We start from the raw sequence: 24,884 nt of genomic DNA on the forward strand, positions 1-24,884 counted from the left end.
TGCATTTGATGGATTTTCGCCGACTCGAACCGCCCCATCGCAACAGGGAGGTCGCGGAGCGATGTCTCCGGCTATTTCACATGCATCACGCCGCGCATGATGACCCAGTGCCCGGGGAAGGTGCACACATACGGATAGTCGCCCGGATCGGCGGGCGCGGTGAAGCGCAGAGTTTCGGTGCTGTTGGGATTCAGCAGCTTCGTGTGGTGCAGGATTTTGTCCGTCGGTGGAATGAAGTCCTTTTTGATGCCTTCGGGATCCTTCGCCATCTCATTGCCAGCCATGCCGACCTCCTCGGCGCTACCGGGTTTGCAGATGGCGAGATTGTGCGCGGTGGCGTCGGGGTTGTTGAAGACGAGGCTCACAGGCTGGCTGTGTTTCACGCTGAACTCGGTCTTGTCGTAGAGCATGCGCTCGCGCACGCAGTTGATGGTGATGCGGGCCACGCCGGGCTGTTTGTCGAAGGCGGTTTCCTCGGCGGTCTTCGCGCGTTCAAAGGGGCCGCGTTTGTAGTTTTTCGCAAAGGCGTCCATGAAGGCGGTGATCTTCGGATAGTCGGCGCCTTTCCAATGCTTCAGCAGCGCCTCGCTGCCGAGCGAAGTTTGCACCGCATAGGTGAGATGGTCGCCCATGGGCTTGTCGAGCACGCCGAGCACCGCATCCAGAGCCTCCTTCGTTCCAATGTAGCTGGCGGCGATGACGGCCTCCATGCGCACGATGCCATTGTCGTCAGCGGCGCGTTTGCGGAGCTGCTCGATGCGGTCCGGAAGCGCGGTGTGACGAAGCTGCTGCGTCGCGGCGGCACGCGCGTGGTGCTCGTCGCAGTTCAGCAACTCGGTGAGCAGAGCGTTGTTCTCCGCACTGATCGTGCGGTAGGTCCACATCGCCTCGGTTTGATGATGACGGAAACGTTCGTCCTTCGGATCGAGCTTTGCGACCCAGGCATCAAGCGCGGCTTTGACCTCGGCGGCATTGCGTTCATGCAGTTCGCGTTTGGCCTGATAGCGCCAGCGGTAGTGCGGGCTCTTCAGCAGATCCAGCAGCGCAGGCACCGGTGCTCCGGCGACGACGGGCAGTTCGGCGAGCTTTGCGCCTTTGGGCACGATGCGCCAGATGCGGCCGCTGGTGCGCAGACGGCGCGGATCGCGCAGCGAGTATTGGGCGTGGCCTTTGATGGGATTGTACCAGTCGCAGATGTAGAAATCGCCACGGGGGCCGGCTTTCACATCGGTGGGGATGAAGCTGAGGTTCGTGGAGAAGATGACATCGCCGAGTTTCTTCTCCTCATAGTGGTCGTCCATCTCGATCCACTGATGCATCTCGATGTTGTTTGTGGGTTTGTACCGCGCCTTGAGGAAGCCGCCCTGCAGTTCTTGCGGCCAGAAATCGAAGTCGATGAATTCCTGTCCGCAGGTGCCGGAGTAGGCGGGCAGTTTGCCGGCACCGGGATGCTGCTCGGGATACGGTGCATTGGTGGCGTGAAAGGCGCTCGCGAAGATCGGATGGCTGGCCATGTGATGGCCCCAGTCGTCGAAGGTCACGCCCCAGGGGTTCGTGTTCGGATATCCGCCGAAAAGCGTGAGCCGCTGCGTGTCCGTGCGCAGACGAAACCAGGTGGAGTTGTCGGCGCGCTGCGGCCCGTAGGCGGTCTCGATCTGGCTGTGCTGAAAAATGGACTCGCGGAAGATGAGATCGCCGTCCGGTGTCCACACGAAGTCATGCAGCGCATGATGCGAGTCCTCGGTGCCGAAGCCGGTGAACATCTGATGGCGGAAGTCCGCCTTGCCGTCGCCGTCGGTGTCTTTCAGGAAGATCATGTGCGGCTCGTCAGAGACATACACGCCGCCATCACCAAACTCGAAGGCGAGCGGAATGTGCAGCTTGTCGGCCCACACGGTCGATTTGTCGGCGCGACCGTCGTTGTCCGTGTCTTCAAGAATGATCAGCCGGTCATGCGGCTCCTGGCCGGGATACAGATGCGGATAAGCCTGCGACGTGCTCACCCACATGCGCCCGCGGGTGTCCCAGCGGATCTGGATCGGATTGGCGATCTCGGGGAACTGTTCCTCGCTGGCGAAGAGGTTCACCTCGAAGCGCGGGTCGATCTTGAACGCCGCGAGTTCATTCGCAGGTGTCATCCATTCATTCGCACCTCGTGACTCCTTCGTCGGTGGCATCTCCGGCACGTTTGAGTCATCGACCGCCTTGTCCTTTCCGTTAATGAGACCCCAGATGTGCTGGTCGCGATTCGCCACCATCACGTCAAAGCTGTGCATTGCCGGGAGGAAATCGAGGTAGCCGTAATCCTTGTTGCGGTCGCCCGTGTAGTAGAAGCCGTTCAGCGGACGGTAGCGACGGAAGAACTGCCGGTTCTTGTCCGCGATGGCCGCGCGCAGTTCCGGCGTCGTCTCCGGTGCGCTGGTGTCAAAAGTGGCACGATACAAGGCATCGCCAAACACCGCGTAGCCTGCGTCTTCGAGGTGTGCGCCGTTGAAGGTCAACCCCTTCATCGCGGGAAGCATCGGCTCAAACACGTTCGCAAACCCCACCTTCTGTTCCGCCGCGACCTCGGCCATCGCCCGGGTGTAAGCGGCGAGCCGTTCGTTGTTCAAGTCCGCCGCGGGGACGTTAGTCACGTTCTCGTTGGCGATGGGAGACACGAGCACGATGCGCGGTCCCGATGTGCCGTTGTAGGCGTGCGTCTTGAGTTCCTGCAGCATTGCCGTGAGACGCTGTTTGAATTCTGGCAGCTTCTCCACGCCGCCGAAGGATTCGTTGAAGCCGAACGCGGCGAAAATCACGTCCGCCTTCTGCGCGAAGAGATGCTGGTTCAGCGTGCCAAAATTCGTCGGGCGCGGCATCAGATCCACTTCATCCGCCGACCACGCCAGCGTGCGCACCACGAGATACTTGTCTGCATGACCCTTCAGCAGCATCGCCTCAAAATGCGGAAACTGCGCTCCGCGATCAAACAGCGTGTTGCCGATGAAGACGACGTGGTCGCCCTTCTTCAACTCAAGCGGCAGCGTGGTGTCCACGGCGGCGGTCGCTTCCGGCAGAGGCGCCGATTTCTCGTCCATGCTGTATTGCGCCAGCGCCGGGTCCTCAGGCGGATCTTCCTTGCCGCTGGGCCGGTTCTTCGCGTCGTTCTCATTGACCGGCAGGCCGCCGACGAGTTTCCCGGGCTTTTTCGTCTGGGCGGAGGCGGGCGTCATAATGACGAGGGCGAGCGCAAGGGCGGTGAACAGTGCGGTTGGCTGGATCATGGGAGAAAAGGAACGTTGGCGGTCGGGCTTTGTATCCCGCGCGTGGTCGCAAAACCGGACATGCATTTGGTGCTCGGGCCATTCGTGGCCCGCGTTTGATAAAGACGGGGCAGGAATGCCCCGGATACGCTGCTGCGGGGATTTGCCGCATTTCCAAAGTCTGGGGGATGACGAATCCATGGCGTCATGGACTTCCCTTCTTTCTACATGGATCACCTCGCGGGTGGTCGGCTGATCATTGGGCTCATCGCGAGCCTGCATGTGCTCATCAATCATCCGCTGGCGGTGGGGGCGTATCCGCTGCTGACGTGGATGGAGTGGTGGGCGCATAAGAACAACCGGCCGGACATCGACCGGCTGGCGTATCGCATCACTTTCATCGTTTTCATCGTCACGACGACCGTGGGGGCGATGACAGGGGTGGGGATCTGGCTTTCGACGTCGCTGTTTGCGCCGTTTGCGATCGGATCGCTGCTGCGGGTGTTTTTCTGGGGCTGGTTCGCGGAGTGGCTGGTCTTCATCAGCGAGGTGGGGCTCATCTGCTGGTGGTTCCTGAGCTGGAAGAAGGCGGACACGGCGGAGAAGAAGAAAAAGCACATCAAGATCGGCGTGGCGCTGAGCATCATGTCGTGGCTCACGATGGCGCTGATCGTGGCGGTGCTCGGGTTCATGATGAAGCCGGGCGAGTGGAATCAAACGCGGGCGTTCATCGACGCGATGACGAATCCGCTCTACGCTCCGCAGCTTGGCTTCCGCACGTTCTTCGCGCTGATGACAGCGGCGGTCTTCATTTGGTTCGCAGCGTTCTTTTTCACGAAAAAGACCACGGTGGGCGATGATCAGCCGCGCAGCCTGCGTCGCTGGATCGTGTATCGCATGTCACACGTCGTGCTGGTGAGCTTGCTGGGCGTGTTTTTGTTCGGGACGTGGTATTGGAACTGCATCCCGGAGACGATGAAGGCGAACAGCTCCGTGGCGCTGCTGACGCAGGAGTTCATGAGCTGGCACGGGCAGTTTCAGTCGCTGCTCGGCTGGACGATCATCGCCTTTGTCGTCATCGGCATCGGTGGGCTAAGCGATACCTTCACGCTGCCGCGCTGGGCGCTGCTGATCCCGAGTTTCATGGGCATCTGGCTGCTGGGGCACTTTGAGCGGGCGCGTGAGTTCATGCGCAAGCCCTGGGTCATCGGCGAATACATGTATTCAAATGGCATCCACAAAGACGAGCTGGCCTTTTTGCAAAGCGAGGGCCTCCTCAAACACGCGACGTATGTGAAACACCGCGAGGTGACGGACGCGAACAAGGTCGAGTGTGGCAAGGATGTCTTCATGCTCACCTGCTCCCGCTGCCACAGCACCACGGGGCTGAACAGCGTGCTCGACAAATTCACCGCCATGTATGGCGCGGACAAACCGTGGGACCCCGCAGGCATGACGCTCTTCATCAAAGGCATGCACCAGACGCGCACCTTCATGCCGCCCTTCCCCGGCAATGACAAGGAGGCCGAGGCACTCGTCGCCTACCTGCTCCAGCTCCGCGAGAAGCCCGAGACGCTCCACGGCGTGCAAACCGAGGGCATCGTGATCGCGCCGCAACCGAAGGAGCCTGCGATGACGGCGAGTGCGATGAAGTGAGTTTCAAGTCATCACCACATCGTCTTCCTCAGCCACTCGATCAGATGGAGGGGCGATTTGCAAAGTGCTTGTCCTTGTTCGCCTCACTTCACCACCGGGATCGCCATGGCGGGCCGTGTGCGGTCCTGCTGTTGCCGCCTGTAGTTCAAAGGCGTGCAGCCGGTGAAGCGTTTGAAGCGCTTCACAAAAGAGCTGGGATCGTAGAAGCCGCAGTCGATGGCGATCTCCGCCACGCCGGCTGCCGTGCGGCGGAGGGCGTCGATGGCGTGAAACATGCGCACCTGCTCGACAAAGGCATACGGCGTCATTTTCATGCGCTGCTTGAAGACACGCATGAAGTGCGTCTCCGAGAAGGCGCAGCGCCGCGCGAGGTCGGCGATGGTGATGCGACCGGCGAAGTGATGCCGCACATGGTCGATGGCCGGGAGCAGGCGGTTCAGTTCGTGATCGTGGCCGGCGACGTCGTTGTATTTCTCGTTGATCGTGATGAGGCCGATGACTTTGCCCTTCGGGCCATGCAGCGGATACTTGCTCGACCAGGCCCAGCTCGACGGATGATCAAAGAAGCTCGTGGCGTGGATTTCCTTGATCAGCGGCTGATTATTCTCAAAGACGAGCAGGTCGTTCTGGCGGTAGCTTTCGGCGATGATGCGCGGGAAGAGGTCAAAGTCGGATTTTCCCACCACATCGAAGTCAGGAGCCAGATGAATGGCCTCCTTCAGCGCCCGGCTCATGAAAACATAGCGCGAATCGAGGTTCTTGATCATGAACATCGCTCCGGGGAGCTGATCGAGCGCCTCCAGCATCTGCCGCGAATCGGCGAGACTGGCAAAGAAATGGCGTTGGACCGGCTTGAGGGCGTTCATGGCGGGATATTACCATTTTTTGATGGCAATGCCACACAGAGGTCAGGTGGCTCGCAGCGTTGGTTTGGACGTGAACAACCTTCCCATCATCGCCACGACTGCTTTCCTGCTTTTTGCAGGTGAGGCAGCCCATGGCGCGGATGATCTGTTTTCATCGAAAATCGAGCCGCTGCTCAAACAGCGCTGCTTTGAGTGCCATTCGCATGAGCAGAAGATCAAAGGTGGTCTCGCGCTCGACTCGAAGAGTGGCTGGGAAAAGGGCGGTGAGAGCGGGCCGGCGATCGTTCCGGGCAAACCGGAGGCGAGTTTGCTCATCCAGGCGGTGAGTTATGTGGAGAAAGACCTGAAGATGCCGCCGAAGAAGATGCTGCCTGCATCGGAGATCGCGCTGCTCACCGAGTGGGTGCGTCAGGGGGCGCCTGATCCGCGTGTGGCCGCTCAATCGACCGCGCTCGCTGCCGATGATGCCTGGGAGGTGGAGTTTCAGAAGCGCCTCGATTGGTGGAGCCTCAAACCGATGCGCCCAGCCACCACCGGCAGCGTGGACGGCTTCATCCAAGCTGCTCAAAAGGCCGCCGGACTCGAAATGACTCCGCAGGCCTCGCCGGAGGTGCTGCGCCGTCGTTTGAGCTTTGTGCTCACAGGGCTTCCACCTTCAATCAATAGGTCGGACACGAGCTATGAGTCCTATGTTGATGAACTGCTGAATAGCCCGCACTTCGGCGAACACTTCGCCCGCCACTGGATGGATGTCGTGCGCTACACGGACACCTACGGCTACGAATGGGACAATCCCGCCAAAGGCTCCCACGAATACCGTGACTACCTCATCCGGGCCTTCAACGACGACATCGGCTTCGATCAATTGCTCCGCGAACACCTCGCGGGTGATTTGCTGCCGAAGCCACGCATCCACGCGAAGGCGCAGACGAACGAAAGCCTCATCGGGCCGATGTTTTATCACCTTGGCGAGCATCGCCATGGCAGCAGCCTCATGTTCAATGGCATTCATCAGGAGATGGTGAACAACAAGATCGACGCCTTCTCGAAGGCCTTCCTCGCCACGACCGTCGCCTGTGCGCGTTGTCACGATCACAAGCTCGAAGCCGTTTCGCAGCGCGACTACTACGCGCTGGCCGCCATGTTCACCACGCCGCGCTGGACCTCGCGCGTCGTTGATGCACCGGGCAAAAACGACACCGCCATCACGCAGCTCAAACAACTACGCCAAAGCATCCGCGACGAACTCGCCGCGCTCTGGACAAGGAAGGGCGCTTTTCAAGCGCCCCAACTTCAGCAGTGGGCGGTTAAAAACCGCCCTTCCTTGGAAAACGCGAAGCCGCAGGACATCGCGTATCCGCTCGCACGCCTGCTGAATGACACGCTGTGGCTCACACCGCAGAATCTCCGTGCCACGGCGAAGCAGACGACCTTCATCATCGACAAGGATTACTCCATCCTCGCCACGGGCCCCACGCCGGACAAAGACAGCTACACGGTGAGCTTCACGACCGAGCCCGGTGCGGTCAGCGAGATGCGACTTGAAGCGCTCACGCATCCCAGCTTGCCCGAGCGCGGCCCGGGTCGCACGAATCGCGGCAATTTCGTGCTCAATGACCTCCGCATCGAGGTGAAGCCTCGCCTTGCCGATGGCAGCACCGGAGCGGCAAAGCAACTCAAGCTCGCCACCGCACGAGCCAGCTATGCGCAGCCTGGTTACGCGGTGGAGTCGCTTTTGCAGCCTGCCGCAGGTCGTCGCGGTTGGGCGGTCGGCCTCGCACCAGCGAGCATGGATCACACCGCGCGATTCACCTTCACCGAGGCCGTCGATCTGCCGCATGGTGGCGACTGGACGATCACGCTGGACCACTCGTATGGCACCGATCATCTGCTGGGCCGCTTTCGCCTCTCCGTGGGCCGCGAAGTGGCCTCGACCAACGATTCGGCTCAAACGGCTCGTTGGAATGAATTGGCCGCCGAATGGCAAAAAGCCCGCGAAGTGGCGAAAACAAGGAACAGTGGTTTTCAAGCGGCCTGGGCGGTTACAAACCGCCCTTCCTTGGGTTGGGTCTTTGAAGGCGAAGGCTTCGAAAATGGCCAAACCGACGACGGAACGCCTCTGATCGCCCTCGAAGGCGAAAACGTCCTCGCAGGCTTGTTGCCGCGTGGATGGCATTCGCACGCGTTGAGCTCGAAACTGCCCGGAAGCCTGCGCATGCCGCCGCAGCATGTCGTTCCAGGCAAGTTCGTGAGCCTCAACCTCGCTGGTGGCGAGTTCGCCGGTCATCTCGTCGTCGATGACCACGCCTTCCAAAACGAAACCATCTCGCTCTACACGAACCCAACGCCGCAGTGGCGCTCCTTCACCGGCGCCGAACTGAAAAACGGAGCACAGCAGGTCACCATCGAGTTTTGCACGTCCTCGCTGAATCCCAATTTCCCACCACGCACTGGTTTGGCGAGGGGCCTCAAAAACGACGACTTCGGCTATGACAAACGCAGTTGGCTCAGCATCACAGGCATCGTCACGCATGACGCCGCTGGCACACCGCAGGATGAACTCGATGCGTTTGCCACTTTGTATGCCAACAAGGCTGCCACGCCTTGGGAAAGCATCGCCGCATGGTTCAATGCCGCCGTGAGCCGCTGGTGCGAAAACAAACCGCGTCCAGGCGACCGCGAGGTGCTCGATTGGCTGCTCGCGAACGCTTTGCTGCCTAACCAAGCCGAGTCCGACTCCCAACTCGCTCAACTCATCGCCGACTATCGACGCATCGAATCCAGCATCGCCTTCCCGCGCACGGTGAACAGCATGGACGAGCGCGACGTGATGCCCGTGAAGTATCCGCTCAACGTCCGTGGCAACGTGGACACCACCGGCGAACTCATTGAGCCCGCCTCGCTGAAAATGCTGAATGGCGAAGGCATCACCAACCGGCTCGCCCTCGCCGAGTCGCTGCTGCATCCCGAGCATCCGCTCACCGCTCGTGTTTATGTGAACCGCGTGTGGCAATGGATCTTCGGCACCGGCCTCGTCGCCACGCCCGATGACTTCGGCCGCCTCGGCGACAAACCCTCGCACCCCGAGCTGCTCGACTGGCTCGCCCGCGAGTTCATCCGCGAAGGCTGGTCCACGAAGCAACTCGTGCGCAAACTCGTGCTCAGCCAAACCTTCCGCCAAGGCTCCGGGAACAGCCCAAGGAAGGGCGCTTTTCAAGCGCCCACGGCGGTTACAAACCGCCGCTCCTTGGATGTCGATCCCTATAACCGCCTTCTCACCTTCTACCCCACGCGTCGCCTCGAAGCCGAGTCCATCCGCGATTCCCTCCTCGCCGTGTCAGGCCAACTCGACCCTCAGCTCTACGGCCGCCCCATCCTGCCCCTCCGACCCGTCGAGGACGGTGCCAAGCGCCTCTTCACCGGCCCGCTGGATGGCCACGGTCGCCGCTCCATCTACCTGCAAATGTCCATCATGGACCCGCCGAAGTTTTTGACCGGCTTCAACCTCCCCGATCTCAAACTCCCCACCGGCAAACGCGACGTCACCAACGTGCCGACGCAAGCCCTCATCCTCCTCAACGATCCCTTTGTGAATGCGATGGCGAAGGCATGGGCGGAGAAGTTGGTGAAAATCGAAAGCAGCGAAGAAGAAGTCATTCGCCTCATGTTCCACCAGGCCTATGCCCGCCAACCCAGCGACGCCGAGTTGCAACGCTGGCTCAAGGAGGGGCGGTTTTTAACCGCCCAGCCCCAAGGAAGGGCGGTTTCCAACCGCCCCGTGGCTCTTGAAAAGCGCCTGTCTTTGGAAGCCCTGCAGGCCCTCGCTCACGCCATCTTAAACACCAAAGAGTTCATCTATTATCGTTAATCAAGGAGGGGCGCTTTTTAAGCGCCCATAGGCGGTTAAAAACCGCCTCTCCTTGTTCATCACCATGTCCCCCAAGTTCTTCAACCCCTGGCGCGAGATTGATCGCACGCACAACCATCTGCCACATTGGCAGCAGGAAGGTGCGTCGTATTTCGTGACGTGGCGATTGGCGGACTCGTTGCCGAAAGAACGGCTCGATAAGCACTACCATGAACGCGAGCAGTGGATTCGGTTGCATCCAGAGCCGTGGGATGAACAAATCGAGGCAGAGTATCACCGACGCTTCTCCACGCGAATGGATGCGTGGCTGGATGAAGGACATGGCGGTTGTCTTCTACGCGATCCCCGGCACGCCAAAGTTGTTTTCGATACACTTCTGCATTTCGACGGAACCCGGGCCGCTTTGATCAGCTTTGTGGTGATGCCCAACCATGTGCATGTGCTCTTCACACTGAACCCCGAGTGGAAGCTGGAGGAGATGATTCATACATGGAAACGCCATTCCGCCCACGAGATCAATCGCCATCGTGGCGACACCGGCCCGCTCTGGATGAAAGACTACTTTGATCGCCTGATCCGCGATCCCGCGCACCTGAACAACTGCGTCCGCTACATCCGTAAAAACCCGACCAAGGCCCGACTTCGGGTCGGGGAATACCTCCTTTATGAATCTCCTGTCGCCCAAAGCATTCTCTAATCAAGGAAGGGCGCTTTTTAAGCGCCCAGGGCGGTTGCAAACCGCCCCTCCTTGTTGCTCACGCCGCCAAGTTTTGGCCTCCGCCTCCGCAGGCTTCGGCATGCTCGCTCTCCGCGCGATGGCCGGGATGCCGCTGCACAACCGCGCACGAGCCAAGAACATCATTTTCTGCTTCATGGACGGCGGACCGAGCCATGTGGACACCTTTGACCCGAAGCCGATGCTCAAAAAGCACGAGGGCAAACCCATCGGTGAGAGTGCGGTGACGAAGCGCTCGCAATCAAACGCAGGTCGCGTGTGGTTCGGCAGTCCGTGGGAGTTCCGGCAGCGCGGACAAAGCGGTTTGTGGGTGAGCGATTTGCTCCCGCACATCGCCCAGGTCGCGGACAAACTCTGTGTCGTGCGCTCGATGGTCGGCGAGCTGCCTTTGCATGGTCAGCAGAACCTTTTGCTGCACACCGGGCGCATCCTCGGCCAGGCACCGAGCCTCGGCGCATGGGTGTCGTATGGACTTGGAACGGCGAACGCCAATCTCCCCGGCTACGTCGTGCTCAACAACGACTGGGTGCCCAATGGCGGCCTCGAAAACTTCGGCAGCTCCTTTTTACCCGCCAGCCATCAGGCCACGATGGTGCGGGCCAAAGGCGTGCCCGTGGACAACATCGCGCCGCAGGACGCCGCGACCATCCAGCGCCGCAAACTCGCCCTGCTGGCCGAACAAGACGCCGAGTTCGCCGCCATCACCTCCGATGCACGAGCCATCGAAGGTGCCATCGCGAACTACGAGACCGCTTTCCGCATGCAAAGCGCCGTCCCGGCCATCGCCGACATCGCCAACGAACCCGCGCACATCCGCCAGCTTTACGGTGTCGATTCCACCGACGAGCACCAGCGCTTCTACGCCACACAGGCCCTCCGAGCACGCCGCTTGGTCGAAGCCGGTGTGCGCTTCGTCGAGATCACCTGCCCCAGCTTTGACGGCAACAACTCCCCCTGGGACCAGCACGGCCTCCTGAAGCAGAACCACGAAAAAAACGCCCGCATCACCGATCAAAGTGTCGCCGCGCTCATCACCGATCTCGATCAGCGAGGCCTGCTCGATGAAACCATCGTCCTATGGGCCGGCGAGATGGGCCGCACGCCGCACACCCCGAAAATCAGCGACACGGCGGGCCGCGATCACCACGTGAACGGCTACAGCCTCTTCATGGCCGGCGGCGGCTTCAAAGGCGGCATGAGCTTTGGCGAGACCGATGAGTTCGGCAACGCCGTCGCCAGCAACCCCGTCAGCATCCACGACATCCACGCCACGCTGCTGCATCAAATGGGCATCGACCACGAACGCCTCACCTTCCGCCACGGCGGCCGTGATCAGAGGCTCACCGATGTGCATGGGCGGGTGATCAGTGAGTTGCTGGTTTGAATCGCCACTGTGGCAAATCGCCACATTTTCATCGCCTGGAGCCGGGTGGATGGAGCGGGCATGAACCTCCTCGCTGCCACGCCCATTCCTCGTGATCTGCCATTGCCGCTTCCGGTGCCGGAGTGGCTGCTGGTGGTGTGCTTGGTGCTGTTTTTTCTCGTTCACATCCTGTTTGTGAACCTCATGGTCGGCGGTTCGCTGCTCGTGGTGGTGCTGGAGTGGCTGGGGCTGAAAAACAAGCGCTGGGATGCGCTGGCACATGAGGTGGCGCAGACGATCACGGTGAACAAAAGCCTCGCGGTCGTGATGGGCATCGGGCCGCTGCTGTGCATCAACCTGCTCTACACAATGCAGTGGTATGCGGCGAACGCGCTCACGGGTCATGCCTGGCTCATGATCGTGCCGCTGGTGATCGTGGCCTTCCTGCTCACCTACCTGCACAAATACACCTGGGATACCTGGACCAGCGGCGGCAAGAAGACGCTGCATCAGCTCACCGGCCTCGGCGCGGCGCTGCTGTTTCTGTTTATCCCGCTGATCTTCCTCGCGAATGTGAACCTCATGCTCTTCCCCAGCGAGTGGGAGAAGGTGAAGGGCTTTTTCTCCAGCCTGAGCATCGGTAATGTGCTGCCGCGTTACCTGCACTTCATGGCGGCGAGTCTGGCGATGACCGGTTTGTTCCTCGCGGGATGGTTTGGACGTGCCAATGCCGATCTCTCGCATCTGGAAGGCTTCACGCGACCGGAGTTGCGACGGCTGTTTTATAAGGTGTGCGCGTATGTGACGCTGGCGCAGTTTGTCCTCGGGCCGCTGCTGCTCTTCACGCTGCCTGCGGCGGGCATCACGACGGAACTGTATGTGATCATCTTCAGCGGCGCGGCAGTGGGTTTGCTCACGGTGTGGGTGCTGTTTGGCGAGTTGAAACGCGACGATGCACGCATCGGCAGCCGCTACTGGCTCATCGTGATGCTGTTCTCCATCGTCGTGCTCGGCATGGGCAGCGGGCGGCATGTGTATCGACAGGCCGCGCTGGCTCCGCATCAGGAGGAGATCAAGGAACGCACCGAACGCTATGCGGCAGCGCTGGCGGAGTTTAACAAAAACCTCGCCGCCGCGCCCGCACCGGCCGAATTGACCGCCGAGCAGCTTTTCATGAACTGCGCCGCCTGCCACGCGCCGAATGTGAAGCTCGTGGGGCCGCCACTCACGGAGATCGCGCAAATCTACGCGGGCAATCCCGATGGCATCGTCGCGTGGGCGAAGGCTCCCGGCAAAAAACGGCCTGAGCTGCCGCAGATGCCGCCTTTTGCTCATCTGGGCGACGCGAGCCTGCGCAAGATCGCCGAGCTGATGCTGGAAAAAGGCAGCGCGGCGAAGTAGTGGGCTCCTTTCTCGTAACGGGGGCATTCCTGCCCCCACATCTTTGAACGGGCCAGGAATGGCCTGATTACCTTTTCAGCAACGGGCCAGGAATGGCCCGAATACTCATGCCTCACGCCTCCCATCCAAAACCATCACCACCACGCTGGCAGCGCTGGCAGCGCTGGCTGGGCGTGAGCGAGGTGTGGGCCGGTGGAGCGCTCTCGGCCCGAGTGCTCGTGCTGCTACGCTGGCTTGCGGCCATCGGGCAGAGCGTGACACTTTTCATCGTGTGGCGGCTCGGCGTGGAGGTGCCGTGGTGGCAATGCGGCGGTGCAGTGGCAATCACGCTGATCAGCAACGCCGTGCTCGAATGGTGGCTGCGGCAGATTCATTGGGAGATGCAGGACGGCTTCTTTCACATCCTGCTGTGGGATTCGCTCACGCTGACGTTTCTGCTGCACTGGACGGGTGGCTTGGTGAATCCGTTCGCGCTTTTTTACCTCGTGCAGCTCACGCTGGCCGCGGTGGCGCTGCGAGCCTCCGCCGTCGTCAGCCTCGGCGTGCTCATGACCGGCGCGTTTCTCTGGCTGTGGCAGCGAGCGGTGCCACTGGTCATGCAGGATGGCTCGCCCGTGCCGCCGGAGCGGTTCACGCAGGGCTTTCTCACCGCGCTGGTGCTCGCGGGTGGTTTTGTGCTCACGCTGCTGCTCGCGTTGCGACGTCGCTCGCATCGGTTGCAAAAGGAACGCGAGCGTCTGCGGCGTGAACTGGAGTCACGCGAGCGCTTTTTGTCCGTCGCAGCGCTGGCGACTGGTTTCGCGCATGAACTCGGCACACCGCTCGGCACCATCGCACTGGCGGCGGAGGAGATGAAAGCTCAGCCCGATGCCGAAACGGCCGCCATCATCCTGCGCGAGGCCGAGCGCTGCCAGCGTGTGCTGCAACGCCTCCGCGAACTCGGCCAGGAGGCCACCGGACGCTCCGCCGAGCCCTGCGTGGTCTGGCGCACGGTGGAGGCCGCTTTGGACGAACTGCCCAAAACTCAGCGAGCACGTGTGAAGCTCAATTTGAAGGCCAAAGAGGCCCCGGTGGCCTGTGCGGGCCTGCGCGAGGCTTTGCTCGTGCTTTTGCGCAATGCGCTGCTGGCCTCCGCTGATGAGGAAAAGGTCGTGTTGCGTGTCGAAACGGCTTCGGAGGCCCTGCGCTTCATCGTTGAAGATCGCGGCAGCGGTTTCACCGACGAGATGCTGCGCCATTGGGGCGAGCCTTTTCGCAGCACGCGAGATCCCGGCAGCGGCATGGGCCTCGGTTTGTTTTTCGTGCGCCGACTCGCCGCGTCCATGCAGGGCAGTGTCGAAGTCGAAAACCTCCCGCAACGTGGTGCCCGCGTGACACTCACGCTGCCTCAACCACCTTCCACCAACTCATGAACGTGCTCCTCATCGAAGACGACGACGGCTTTCGCGCCACGCTGGCGCTCGCGTTGCGACGTCGTGGCTGCGAAGTGCTGCAAGCCGCCGGCAAGCATGAAGCGCTCGGCTTGGTCGAGTCCGGTGGCATCGACGCCATCGTGCTCGACATGCGACTCGGCGCGGTGGACGGCATGACCTTGATCCCCACGCTGCGCCAGAAGCTGCCGCAGGCCCGCCTCATCGTGCTCACTGGCTACGGCAGCATCCCCGGTGCCCTCGAAGCCGTGCGCCTCGGCGCCGACGACTACCTGCTGAAGCCCGCCAGCGCCGATCAAGTGCTCGCCGCCCTGCAAGGCCGCAGCACCGCCTCGCCACGTCCCTCCGCCAACGACGTGCCCAGCCTCGCCCGTCTCGAATGGGAGCACATCCAGCGCGTCCTCCACGACTGCGACGGCAACATCTCCCACACCGCCGAAGCCCTCGGCATCGACCGCCGCACCCTGCAACGCAAACTCGCGAAGATGCCTCCCGGAATGTAATCGGGCCATTCCTGGCCCGAGCTTGGCCGTAATCGGGCGATTCTTCGCCCGTCTGAGTGGGGACAGGAATGTCCCCATTACCACCTTGAAGCGGGGCAGGAATGCCCCGATTACGTTTCATGCCTTCCACTGTGCCGTTTCAGTGCTTGAGCCGTCAATTACCGGTCGAAATCACCCAGCAAACACTGCCGCATTGGGTGCAGCCGGGCACCAGTTACTTCTTCACCTTCCGCCTCGCCGATTCGGTGCCGCAGAGCCTGCTGAATGAGTGGATTCACCAACGAGCCGCGTGGCTTGCCCATCACCCACAGCCTTGGTCGCAGATAGACACACTGGAATACGCCGAGCGCTTCACCGAGCGCATGGACGCGTGGCTGGATGCAGGACATGGAAGCTGCGCGTTGCGTGATCCCGCTGTTCGCCAACTCGTGGAGGACTCGATCACCAAGTTTGATGGCATCCGTCTCCATCTCGACGCCGTGGTCATCATGCCCAATCACGTTCATCTGCTTGTGAAGCCAAACGACGACGAAAACGTCTTCAAGCTCATCGGGGGCATGAAGGGCTCCAGCGCCCGCGTTTGCAATTCGCACCTCAACCGCACAGGACAGCCCTTCTGGATGGAAGACAGCTACAACCGCATCGTGCGGGATTACGATGAGCTACGGGCGTTTCGCGACTACATCCGAAGGAATCCCGTGGAGGCAAAACTGCGCGAAGGTGACTTCACCCTCATCGAAAAGCATGTGCTGAAGTAACCGGGCCATTCCTGGCTCGTCTGGGACGCATCCGGGCGATTCCTCGCTCGTCAGAGTGGGGGCATGAATGCCCCCACTACGGCCTGAGGGGACAGGAATGTCCCCATTACTTCTCCAGCGGGTGGTCCTTCAGCAGTTCCTCGGGCGTCCAGAACATGCTGCGGCCTTTGGTGGCGGTGCGGATGCGGGTGACGGTTTCGGGGGCGACGGCGGGGGCTTGGTTGCCCCACGAGTTGCGCACAAAGGTGAGGACGGCGGCGAGTTCTTTGTCGTTCAACAGGGAGGCGAAGGGCGTCATGGGGGGCACGCCGCGAGCGGAGTCGAAGATCTTGCCGTTGACTTCGATTTTGCCCCACAGGCCGTTCAGCGTGAGCTTGATGAGGCGCTCCTCGCTGCCGGAGACCCATGGGCTGCCTTTGAGCGGCGGATAGACGTTGAGCAGGCCTTCGCCAGTGGGTTGATGGCAGGTGACGCAATGGGCATCGCGGTGGAAAACGGCCGCACCGAGGGTGAAGAGTTCATGATCTTTCTTGGCGAGGTGGGGCGGAATGGTGACCTTGATCTTCTCCTCCACGTCGCCCGCTAGGACCCCGCCTTTCATGGTGGCTTCGACGTTGAACCACAAATGCTGCACCACGTTGGCGGCATTACGCACATGGGGTTCGGGTGAGGTTTGCAAACGGGCGAGCAAGGAGAGGTCACGCATGTTATGCTGCGAGCTGAGCCAGAGGGCTTCGAGGAGATGATGCGCGTCTTCTTTCTTCGCGGGGTCGAACTGCTTGATCCACTCGGTGGTGGCGGCCATGACTTCCTTGGAATCGCGGGCGCTGAGTTCGATGCGGGCGCGTTGGCGGATGCTGTCGGTGGGGTGCTTCAAGACATCGAGCAGCGCGGGGATCGGCTGGCCAGCGATGGCGACGGGCTTTTGCAACTCGCGACCGGTGGCGGTGATGCGGTAGATGCGGCCGTGGCCGTGGTCGCGATTCGGATCGCGCACGTTGTGCTGCATGTGGCCGATGATCACGTTCTGCCAGTCGGCCAAATACAGCGAGCCATCGGGGGCGAACACGGCGTCCGACGGACGGAAGTTTTTATCGCCGCTCATGAGGAAGCCGCGGGCTTTTTCCTCGACCACGGTGCCATCGGCCTGCGTGACCTTGACCACGAGTTCATCGCCCGCAGGCTCGCCCCAGACGGTGGCTTTTTCCGCATCGCGGGCGAGATCGTAGTGCTTCACGCCGAGGAAACCGATGACGTTGCAGATGAGGAAGTCGCCCTGCATGTCTTCGGGGAAGTGGGTACTGCTGACGATCTCACTCGCCGTGACGGGGCGCACTTCCTTCTTGAGCAGTTCATACATTTTGAAGCTCGTGCCCTCAGGCCGCACCTGATACGCGCGGCCGCCGGTGCCGTCGGTGGCGTAGTGGTAGCCCCAGTAGTCAAAGCTGGTGCCGTGCGGGTTCGGCGAGTTGTCGGCGTGCTTCGAGATGGTGAAGCGGCGCGGATCAAAGCGATACATCGCGCTCGATGTGGCCTGGAGCGACGGCCCCCACGGGTGCTCGTGATTGTGCTGCATGAAGACGCCGCTCTGCCAGTAGATGCCGCCATCGGGGCCGTAGATCAGGTTGTTCGCGCCGTGATGCGTGTCCGAGGAGTCGAGGCCTTGCAGCATGATGATGCGTACATCGGCCTTGTCGTCGCCATCGGTGTCCTTCAGATACAAAAGCTCGCTCTGGCGTGTGACGAGCACGCCGCCATTCCAGAACTCAAAGCCGAGCGGGTTGTTCACCTTCGCGAACTCGGTGATGCGATCACCTTTGCCGTCGTTGTTGTCATCGTGGACGATGAGCAGCGCGTCCTTGCTTTCCTTCAGCGGCTCCCACTTCGGATAATCGGCCCACGCGGCCACCCAGAGGCGGCCTTTCACGTCGAAATTGATCTGCACCGGATTCGCGATCTGCGGGAATTTCTTCTCATCGGCAAAGAGATGCACCTCGAAACCCGCCTTCACCGCCATGTGCTTGATCGCTTCCTCGCCATCGAGATAGACGAGGCGGCCTTCTTTCTGCGCACTGCTGCTTTTGCTGCCGCCGCCGACGTTTGACTTCACTTCGACAGGTTTCGGCACATTGCTGTCGTCGATCTTCTTGTCGCCACCGTTGATGCGCGCCCAAACGCGCTCATCGCGATTCGCGGTCATCACATCGAGCATCGACAGCTCATGCTGCAACACCACGCCATTGGTTTGGCCATCCACAAAAGCCAGCGTCGAACGGCTGCCCCACACGTCATTGCCATCGCTCGCGTGATAGCGCTGATACCAGTGGTAGCTCTTGTCCACGACTGCCTCACGCAGCGGCTCCATCGAAGCCGAGGCGCTCACCTCCTTGCCCAGCAACGCCTTCGCGATCACCTCCGCGAGCTGGCGATTGCCTTCATCCGTGAGATGCACGCCATTGATCGTCAGCGGCTCTTTCGCGGCTTTGAAAAGCTCCAGCGAGGGATGGAACAGATCGACAAACGCCACGCCGGCCTCGCCTGCGGCATCTGCCGTGGCCTTCGTGTAGGCTTCGAGCTGTGCGTTGTGCGCCTTGCCATCGGGCACGTTCGGATTGCGAGTGTCCTCATGCGCGATCGGGCTGAAGAGCACGATTCGCGGGAAGGATTTGCCGTTCGGCTTCGTGCCGCGTGTCTTCTTCACGAACTCGATGAGCTGCGCCTTGAAGTCGGCAGGCTTGTTCTCGAACGACTCGTTGTAGCCAAACATCCCGAACACCACATCCGGCTTCACATGCTGGAGGTAATGGCCCATCGAGATCTGCCCCGGACTGCGCGGATACGAGTTCGGGCGGTCGCCGCTGGTGCTCATATTGCGGAAGCGCACCTGCATCTCCGGCAAGGCACTTTGCAGCACCGTCTCCATCCAGCCATCGTGCTGCATACGCTCCGGCAAACCATTGCCCAGGATCGCCACGACATCGCCTTTGCTAAACGCAAACGGCAGCGTGTCCTTGTAGTCCGCAGGCACTTCGACGAGTGTCGGCTCCGGTGGGCCTGAGTTTCCGCCGCCACTGCTCTTCACCGCCGGTTTGCCCGGTTTTCCATCAAAGGTGAGATAAGCGACCTTCCCGCCGCCTTTGACATCAATCGTCAACGATTCACCCGCCGCGACGTTTTTGACCTCAAACACCGCTTGGCGCGAATCATCGAGCAAACTCAGCGTGAAGCCGCCCAGACGCTCCGGGAAGCCCTCGCGGCTCCACAAGCTGATCGAGTCAATCGCCTGCGCCGAGCCCAGATCGACCTCCCACCACGGATTCGGCTTGTTCTCCTGTGTGTGCGTCATGCCCTTGCCGTAGTTGCGCGATTTGTCGCCATCCATCGCCCGACTCGCATCACCACCGTGTCCCGTTGTCGATTGCGTCGCCTTCCCACCCTTCACGATGTTTTTGCCACCGCTCACGATCTCAATCTCCGCGATCTGGATGCACTGACGCTCACCCGGGATCTCGATGCGGACAAAACGCGCCGGCTTACCCGTGGCGATGGTCGGCTTCGCATCCACCGAGGCCGCAGCAGCCGCTTTTTCGGCCTTCTTCGGCTTCTCAGGCTTCTTTGTGTTCGCATTCGCCGGGATCGGCGAGTCCCAACTGGCATACATCTCCGGTTTGATGCCGCGGGCATACGCGCCGCCGGCGAAGGTGTTCGGCTTGAAGGGGCCGACGAAGGCGATGTTGAGGTCTGCTTTGATCTGCTCTTCCAAACCGAGCGCCCAGAAGATGCCGTTCACGAGCAGGCGACGATAGCCGTCATTCGTGATGTCCTCCGACGTGCCATACAGCGACGTGAAAACGCGACCTTCTTTGCCCGAGGCGGATTTGTAGCTGCGGGTCCACTCGCTCGGCATCGGCGGCTTCGTGGTGTCGGCGGGTGAATCGGGCGTCATGCCGTTCAGCGGCTGCGCCATGGTTAAAATCTCGCCAGAGGTCGGTTTGCCGACGTAACCGCCCGCCTGCACCCAGATGTCCTTCACGCCGCGCAGGATCGGATGCTGCTTCAGCGCATCCACGATGGCGATGCTAGTGCTCTGCTTGTGATTCGTGCCGTAGTGGCCCACCCACGTCTGCCCGAGCACCTGATGGCCGAAACCGAGCTCATAATCGCTGCCCTTGTAGTCGAAGGAATACTTCGCGTAAGGCGCGTCCTTCGGAATCTTGAAGCCATGCGTCGCCGTGCGCAGGCCGACGACCGGTCCGCCGCGCTTCAGGTAGTCATCGAAGTGCTTCATCTGCTCCGGCGGGAAGTTTTGGAAGCGCAGGAACACCACCGCGAGATCGGCGGTGTCCAGCGCCTCGATGCCCGGCATGTTCGACGCATCGCCCGCGACGATTTCGCCCGATTCCTTATCGATGCCGAACAGCACGGTGCACTTGAAGCCCTGATGCTTCGCCAGCAGCCGAGCCAGCCCCGGCAGCGACTCCTCCGAGCGATACTCATGGTCATCCGCCATGAAGACAATGTGCTTGCCTTTGCCCGGCCCGTTAGTGCCTTCAAACACCAGCGGCGCGGCAGTCGCGAACGAGACAAACGTGAACAGAGAGAGGAGGATGCGTTTCATGCGGTTGAGAGGCTTCTAAGTCGTCGTTTTGCCGGGTGTTTTTGCGGCGAATGAGACGATTTGGAGCCTCTATCTCACGCGAGGGGCTGAAACCGGACGAAAATAGGGGCGGGAGTTTGACCGTAGTGACTTTGTTGACCGGATTGACGTCACTGATGTCATCAAGGTCAATGAGGTCCTGCTCACAGGCTCTTCAAATGCGCGACGATGTCGGCGATGCTTTGCTCCGTGAGGCCGAGCATGGAGGGCTCGAACATGAGGCTGCGGCCTTTGAGCTTTTGGAGGCTCTGGATGCGTTTTTTGGGCACGGTCTGCACGACGCCGCCCATGCATTTGATGAGGACGGGGTCGCCGCTGGTCAGGACGATGCCGGTGATGCTGAGGCCGTCGGTGGTGGTGATCTCGCTGCCTTCAAAGCCGTGCGAAATGCCTTTGCTGGGCTCGGCGATGGCCTGGATGAGGACGTCGGCGGTTTGTTGTTTGGCGAAGGTGGTCAGATCGGGGCCGAAGTCGATGCCGTTGCTGCCAAAGCGGTGGCAGGTGTAGCAGGTGGCGATGGCAGTGGCTCCGCGTTTGGGGTCACCGTGGAGTTTGGCGATGGCTTTGAGGTCGAAGGCCTTCGCGTTCGCGGGCAACGGCGGCAGCGGGCTGGCGGTGAGCTGCACTTTGTCGGGATCGTAGATGCCGAGGGCTTTGAGGCTCTGCTCGACGTCGTAGGCCTTCCAATCGTTGTTTTTGCGGTTCATGAGCCACCACTTGGCCATGTCTTGCAGAGGAAAATCCTTCTTCTGGGCGAGTTCGATCATCGCACCAGCGGCTTCGGCGCTTTCGGTGAAGGCGAGGGCGGTGAGCATGAGCTGGCGCTGGTCTTTGCTGAGCTTGTCGTTGAGCGCACGGGCCTTGAATGCCTCCACAGCCTCCGGCGGATGCAGACGCCATGCGATGCGGGCGAAGGCATCGCTCCAGGTGGCGCTGTCTTCGGAGGCAAGCGGCTGGAACGTCTTCCAGCCTTGCATGTGCCCCGTGGTCAGGGCTTTGAAGAGTTCGCTCTCCTTGCCTTCGCTGCCGAGGCCGAGGGCTTCGAGGTAGGCCCGATCCTTGCCGTCGAACGCATGAGCGACTTCCACAAGAACGGGCCCGCAATGACTTGCGGGCATGTCTCGCACCGTCAGTGCCACCTCGCGACGCACGGCGGCATCGCTGTCGGTAGCCATCTTATGCGCCATCAACTCCACCTCATGATTCGCACGACGCAGCGCTCGATACGCGACGAGTCGCTGCGTGGCGTCTTTGGACTCCAGCAAGGGTTTGACCTTCGCGATGCCTTCATCGCCGAGTTGCGCGAGCAGCCACACGGCACGCGCTGCGATGAAGGAATCGCTGTCGTTGAGCAAAGCGGCCACGGCAGGCACGGCTTTGGCTCCGGCGGCTTTCAGGCGGTTGAAGCCGCTGTTGCGCACGTTCACGGCGGGGCTCTTCAGGGCGGCGATCTGGCCTTCGATGGTGTTGAGATCGAGTTTGGGCACCACGCTCTTGAAGCCCTTCGGCGCGATGCGGTAGATGGCTCCGGTGAAGCCATCATCGCGCGTGCCGTGACCACCGACTCGCGCATCAAACCAGTCGGCGACATACAAAGCGCCATCGGGGCCCACGCAGACATCGCTGGGGCGGAATTTGGTTTTGAGCTCGTTGGTTTCCTTGCCGCCGAGGAAGTCGCTGCCGGCCCACTGCTTCTCTTTGTTCGACGTCATGAAGTCCATGCGCTCGAGTTTGAAGCCCGCGCCGTCGGGTTGCGGTTGGTAGCCGAAAATCACGTTCTTGCCGGCCTCGCACGCGAGCAGCAGGCCGCGCCATTTTTCACCGAGGGCACCATTTTCATAAAAGGCCACGCCGGTGGGCGATCCGCCGCCATAGACATCGCCCGCGGGCATCGTGCCTGGGTCTTCCTGACGCCACTCGGCGGTCGGTGTGTCCTGGCCGGGGCGTTTGTCCGCCCCCCAACTGCGCTGACCATCGGCGCTGGCGAATCCGGCATTGCCGCCCTCCAGCACATGCGTCACGCGGCAGGCGGGCGGGTCATCGTTGTCGCTTTGGAAAAGATCGCCGTAGCTGGTGAGCGCCTGCTCGTAGCTGTTGCGGTAGTTGTGCCCGATGATGCTCACGTGCGTGCCATCGGGATTCATGCGCACGCTGAAGCCGCCGATCCACACATGACCGTCGTCGCTCTTCATGCCAGCGATGTTTTGCAGCTGATACGGACTGCCCATGCGGAAGGTCTTGCCGCTGCGGTCGGTGAACTCGGCGCCGGTGTTGCCTTGATTGAAATACCACTGCCCGTCCGGTCCGGCGGTGACGCTGTGGAGGCTGTGATCATGCTGGCGACCATTGAAACCCGTGAGCAGCACCTCGCGCTTCTCGGGCTTCAAATCGCCATCGGCATCCGAATACACGAGCAGGTCCGGCGGTTGCGACACGACGACCTTCCCATCAATCACCGCGACGCCGAGCGGCGACGCGAGCGCGGGCTCCTGCACGAAGACGCTGCTCTTGTCCGCCTTGCCATCGTGATCCGTGTCTTCGAGCACGACAATGCGGTCGCCCTCTTTGCGACGGCCGCCTTTGCCGCGATAGTTCACGCCTTCCGCGACATACAAGCGACCCTGCGCATCGAAGTCGATGTTCGTCGGATTGAAAAGCATCGGCGACGTCGCCCACAGCGTCACTTCGAGGCCCTCCGGCACGGTGAAAAGCTCCACCGGCACCTGCGGCGGGCCTTCGCTGAAGTTCGGCGGATTCGCCGCGGCCTTCGCCTCCGGCGTGGCAGGCAGCGCGGTGTAAACCTGGAACTTCACCTTTGCATCGCTCGGCTTGCCGCCGCGCATCATGCCGCCGTCGTCGATGGCCACCTTCGCGGTGAAGCGTGCCACGCCCGCAGGCAGATCATACGCGATGGCCGAGGGCGCATGCGTGCCGATGCCGTTCGCGTAGGTCTGCTTGTCCACGAGCATTGGCTTGCCGGTGTGATTCGTGCCGATGCGTGTGCGGCCAAAGCCCGCGTCATCGCCCTTCCACTTCAGCGTGGTGAGATCCTTCACCGAGCCATCGGCCATGATGAGCCGTGGCTCGATCCAGTTCGACCAATCGCAGCTCTTCGAGCCTTCATCGGAAACGACGAGATACAGCTCCTTCGCGTCCTTCAGCGGCACGTCGATGGAAACCAGCCGCGGCGTGCTCGTGGAGGTCAGCGCCGGTGTTTCAAAGACCGGTTTCGCCGTGCCCGCAGGCTTCGCGATCTTCGGACCGTGCGCCTCGGCCATCAACGCATCGAGTTCGGCCTGCGTCGGTGTTTTCGACGCGATGCCGCCCGCTGGAATCTCCAATCCGGCCACCCAGGCCACGCCATTCAGCATCGTCGTGCGGAAGCTGTCGTTCGTCATGTTCGCGAAGAAGTGGAAGCCCGTGAAGCCGAAGCCGCGACCGCCTTTCGGCCGGTCAAACGCCCACGCGAGATGCTGCGGCCTGCCCGCTTTCACATCGGCCAGCACATGCGGATTGCCACCGTGCGGACTCGGCTTGTCGCCTTCTTTGAACTTCACCGTGTTCAGCGGCGCGATGGCGCTGAGCACCGGCGTCACGCCCTTCATCTCCGGCACGAAGCGCATGTGGTAATACCATTCATCCTTCGCCGAGAAGGCCTTCACGCCATTCGCCACCGGATGCTGGCCTGGCTGCACGCTCGCCTCCCAGGTCGGGTTCACCGAGTGAAACGTCTCAAAGAAGCCGCCCATCCAGTCGAGGTAGTTTTTGCCCTGCGAGCCGATCTTCGCCTCCACGCCATAATGAATCGCCGCAAAGCCCGCCCCGCGATCGCAGGCAGCCTTGATGTTCGCATCGTCCGCCGCCCGACCACCATGATTCAGCAGCACGATGATCGCATCGGCCTTCGTGAGGTCCTTCGGCCAGTTGCTGTCCGGATACACCACCGCAAAAGCCTGCGGATACGTTTCATTGATGCGCCGCGCCAGATACGAAGCCCCCGCGAGGAACTCATGCTGACCGCCGCCCCCATGCGTCCCCTTCGCCGCGATGAAAACGAGCCTCTTCGTGCCCGCCGGTACGTTGTTTTGGCCGGCGTAGTCAAAAATGTCACGCGGCTGGCCGAATGCGGCCGTGGTGAGGAAAGCGAGAGCAAGGAGGGATTTCATGCGTGGCTGTAAAGTCGTGTGATAGCCTCGTGTTTTTGCGGGGAAAAGGGCGATGGGGAGTCTTCATCCCGCAGTGGTGGGGTAAACCGGACGAAACTCGAGCCCACTTGTCGATCTAATCGCTGGCCGGGATACTTGTTTGGGGAAAAGGGGGCTGAGGATGAGGGCTAGTGGTTCGGAACGGCCAAGTCGAGGGGTGAAAAGCGGTGTTGTGGTGGTAAAAGAGGTGCATGGC

12 protein-coding genes are annotated in these 24,884 nt (G+C 61.4%); 8 read left to right on the forward strand and 4 right to left on the reverse strand.

All coding sequences use genetic code 11. The features are described 5' to 3' along the window. Positions 1-71 precede the first annotated feature (71 nt). Entirely contained in the window at positions 72-3,266 is a 3,195-nt protein-coding gene (locus IAE77_RS19635) for a PVC-type heme-binding CxxCH protein (protein WP_294230327.1), read from the reverse strand. A 186-nt stretch (positions 3,267-3,452) separates the two neighbouring features. Between IAE77_RS19635 and IAE77_RS19640 the strand changes: the two genes are divergently transcribed. Further along, positions 3,453-4,901 carry a cytochrome c gene (locus tag IAE77_RS19640; RefSeq protein WP_294230330.1) on the forward strand — a complete coding sequence of 483 codons (1,449 nt, stop codon included), beginning with the start codon at positions 3,453-3,455 and terminating at the stop codon, positions 4,899-4,901. An 83-nt stretch (positions 4,902-4,984) separates the two neighbouring features. Here the strand turns inward: IAE77_RS19640 and IAE77_RS19645 are convergent, their stop codons facing one another. Then, positions 4,985-5,767: an AraC family transcriptional regulator gene (locus IAE77_RS19645; protein ID WP_294230333.1), complete on the reverse strand. Its 783-nt coding sequence runs from the start codon at positions 5,765-5,767 to the stop codon at positions 4,985-4,987. 70 nt (positions 5,768-5,837) lie between these two features. Here IAE77_RS19645 and IAE77_RS19650 point away from each other — a divergent pair, with 70 nt between their 5' ends. The 7 genes from IAE77_RS19650 (at position 5,838) to IAE77_RS19680 (ending at position 15,826) form a co-directional block, all read left to right on the forward strand. Then, a complete protein-coding gene (locus IAE77_RS19650; protein ID WP_294230336.1) occupies positions 5,838-9,635 on the forward strand; it encodes a PSD1 and planctomycete cytochrome C domain-containing protein in 3,798 nt (1,265 codons plus the stop codon). Between the two features lie 64 nt (positions 9,636-9,699). Further along, positions 9,700-10,332, forward strand: coding sequence for a transposase (locus IAE77_RS19655; RefSeq protein ID WP_294230339.1), 633 nt, complete (start codon positions 9,700-9,702; stop codon positions 10,330-10,332). Positions 10,333-10,432: 100 nt separating this feature from the next. Further along, entirely contained in the window at positions 10,433-11,755 is a 1,323-nt protein-coding gene (locus tag IAE77_RS19660) for a DUF1501 domain-containing protein (protein ID WP_294230341.1), read from the forward strand. Between the two features lie 60 nt (positions 11,756-11,815). Beyond that, positions 11,816-13,135 carry a c-type cytochrome gene (locus tag IAE77_RS19665; RefSeq protein WP_294230344.1) on the forward strand — a complete coding sequence of 440 codons (1,320 nt, stop codon included), beginning with the start codon at positions 11,816-11,818 and terminating at the stop codon, positions 13,133-13,135. 107 nt (positions 13,136-13,242) lie between these two features. Then, on the forward strand, positions 13,243-14,547 hold the full coding sequence (locus IAE77_RS19670; protein WP_294230346.1) for an ATP-binding protein: 1,305 nt from the start codon (positions 13,243-13,245) through the stop codon (positions 14,545-14,547). After that, entirely contained in the window at positions 14,544-15,068 is a 525-nt protein-coding gene (locus IAE77_RS19675) for a response regulator (protein WP_294230349.1), read from the forward strand. The genes IAE77_RS19670 and IAE77_RS19675 overlap by 4 nt, the downstream gene beginning before the upstream one ends. Before the next feature lie 119 nt (positions 15,069-15,187). Then, positions 15,188-15,826: a transposase gene (locus IAE77_RS19680; RefSeq protein ID WP_294230352.1), complete on the forward strand. Its 639-nt coding sequence runs from the start codon at positions 15,188-15,190 to the stop codon at positions 15,824-15,826. 106 nt (positions 15,827-15,932) lie between these two features. Here IAE77_RS19680 and IAE77_RS19685 read toward each other — a convergent pair whose 3' ends face one another. Both IAE77_RS19685 and IAE77_RS19690 read right to left on the reverse strand, forming a co-directional pair. Further along, entirely contained in the window at positions 15,933-20,444 is a 4,512-nt protein-coding gene (locus IAE77_RS19685) for a PVC-type heme-binding CxxCH protein (protein WP_294230356.1), read from the reverse strand. 182 nt (positions 20,445-20,626) lie between these two features. After that, entirely contained in the window at positions 20,627-24,649 is a 4,023-nt protein-coding gene (locus IAE77_RS19690; RefSeq protein ID WP_294230359.1) for a PVC-type heme-binding CxxCH protein, read from the reverse strand. Positions 24,650-24,884 lie beyond the last annotated feature (235 nt).

The organism is Prosthecobacter sp. (assembly GCF_014879935.1).
GTDB lineage: Bacteria > Verrucomicrobiota > Verrucomicrobiia > Verrucomicrobiales > Verrucomicrobiaceae > Prosthecobacter.